Annotated in this window: 1 protein-coding gene; it reads right to left on the bottom strand. The window is 71.5% G+C overall.

The annotated features are described in order from the left end of the window. Window positions 1-1528 (bottom strand): Rne/Rng family ribonuclease (locus HMPREF0731_RS09105; RefSeq protein ID WP_007003802.1); only part of this gene is annotated, 1528 nt, incomplete at both ends.

The following is a 1528-nucleotide window of genomic DNA, read 5'->3' as shown; positions in this document are numbered from 1 at the left end:
GGCCTCCGCCGTCTCGGCCACGGCCTCGGCGCGCGGGGCCTCGGCGCGCTCAGGCTCCGCCTCGGGGGCGAAATCCATGCGCAGCGCGGCCGGCGCGCTCTGCGGCTCCGGCGCGGTCTGGGCGCGCAGCCGCTCGATGCGGATCTGCGGGCCGGACAGCTTGGCATCCGCCTCGAACAGCACCGCCATGCCGTAGCGCGCCTCGATCTCGGTCAGGCGGTCGCGGCGGCGGTTGAGGATGTGCAGCGCGAGATCCGGCGCGATCGACACCTGGATCTCGGCGGCGCGGCGCTTGGCGCCCTCCTCCTCGATCTGGCGCAGCACCTGCAGCGCGGCGCTCTCCGGGCTGCGGACGATGCCGAGGCCCTGGCAATGCGGGCAGGTGATGAAGGAATGCTCGGTCAGGCTGGGGCGCAGCCGCTGGCGGCTCATCTCCAGCAGGCCGAAATGGCTGATGCGGCCGACCTGGATGCGGGCGCGGTCGTGCTTCAGGGCCTCCTTCAGCCGGCGCTCCACCTGGGCGTCGTTGCGCGACGACTCCATGTCGATGAAGTCGATGACGATCAGCCCGGCCATGTCGCGCAGCCGCAGCTGGCGGGCGATCTCCTCGGCCGCCTCCATGTTGGTGCGCAGCGCCGTGTCCTCGATGTGCCGGTCGCGCGTGGCGCGGCCCGAGTTCACGTCGATGGCGACCAGCGCCTCGGTCTGGTTGATGACGATGTAGCCGCCCGATTTCAGCTGCACGGTGGGCGACATCATCGCGTCGAGCTGCGCGTCCACCCCGTGGCGGGCGAAGAGCGGCAGGGTCGGGTCGCGGTAGAGGCGGATCTTGCGCTCGTTCTGCGGCATCAGCATGCGCATGAAGTCGCGCGCCTGGCGGTAGGCGCCCTCGCCCTCCACCTGGATCTCCTCGATGTCGCGGCCGAACACGTCGCGGATCGAGCGCTTGATGAGGTCCGCCTCCTCATAGATCAGCGCCGGGGCGGTCGATTGCAGCGTGCGCTCGCGGATGTCGTCCCACAGCCGCAGCAGGTATTCGCAGTCGCGCCGGATCTCGGGCTTCGGCAGGCCGGCGCCGGCGGTGCGCACGATCATGCTCATGCCGCGCGGCATGTTCAGCTCGTCGATCGCCTCGCGCAGCCGCTTGCGGTCGGCGACCGAGGTGATCTTGCGCGAGATGCCGCCGCCCTTGGGCGAGTTCGGCATCAGCACGGAGAAGCGGCCGGCCAGGCTGATATAGGTGGTCAGCGCCGCGCCCTTGTTGCCGCGCTCCTCCTTGACGACCTGCACCAGCATGATCTGCCGGCGGCGGATCACCTCCTGGATCTTGTAGTGGCGCATGAAGCGCGACGGGATGCGGCGCTCCTCGCGGCCATTCTCGTCCGCATCGTCCTTGCCGCGGCCGCCCAGCGTCTCGGGCGGGGTCTCGGGCGCCTCCTCGGCCTCGCGCGGCTCCGGCGCCGGGCCGTCGGCGGGCTCGCCGATCACCACGCCCTCATGCGGCACGGTGGCCTCGGCGGCGGCGGCC

Origin of the sequence: Pseudoroseomonas cervicalis ATCC 49957 (genome assembly GCF_000164635.1) — a bacterium.
In the GTDB taxonomy this organism is placed as follows: domain Bacteria; phylum Pseudomonadota; class Alphaproteobacteria; order Acetobacterales; family Acetobacteraceae; genus Pseudoroseomonas; species Pseudoroseomonas cervicalis.
Note: the sequence above shows the minus strand (reverse complement) of the source record. Positions and strands in the feature narration are given on the sequence as shown.